Here is a 542-nt window from a genome sequence, read left to right as displayed (position 1 = left end):
TCGCCGGCTCGTCCCGCGCGTGGTGCGGGCGCGGCTCAGGTGCTCACGCCCTGATCAGGCCACCAGCGCCGGGATGGTCGCCTCACGCACCTCGCGCAGCTCCGTCAGCGGGATGCTGAACTGGCCCTGCACCTCCAGCGCGTCCCCGTCCACGACGCCGATGCGCGTGGCGGGCAGCCCGCGCGCGCCGCACATGTCGGTGAAGCGCAGCTCCTCGCTGCGCGGCACCGCCACCACCGCGCGGCCGGCGGACTCCGAGAACAGCGCGACGAACGCGTCGTCGGTCGCGTCGCCGGAGGCGGCCAGGCCCTCGGGCAGCACGATCCGGGCGCCCTTGCCGCCCCGCAGGCACGACTCGACCAGCGCCTGCACCAGGCCGCCGTCGGAGAGGTCGTGCGCCGCGTCGATCATGCCGTCGCGGGAGCCGGAGATCAGGATCTCGGCCAGCAGCCGCTCCCGCTCCAGGTCCACCTTGGGCGGCAGCCCGCCCAGGTGGTCGTGGACGACCTGGGACCAGGCCGAGCCGCCGAACTCCTCGCGGG

General features: G+C 75.5%; 1 protein-coding gene. It reads right to left on the bottom strand.

Annotation, left to right across the window (positions count from 1 at the left end):
- Positions 1 to 54 precede the first annotated feature (54 nt).
- On the bottom strand, positions 55 to 542 hold a 488-nt coding region (locus tag KUM32_RS39020; protein ID WP_254406732.1), incomplete at its 5' end, for an AIR synthase-related protein.

It is taken from the genome of Streptomyces sp. AC627_RSS907, from assembly GCF_019049165.1.
The sequence above is the reverse complement of the archived record's forward strand: the minus strand, read 5'-3'. Positions and strand labels throughout refer to the sequence as shown.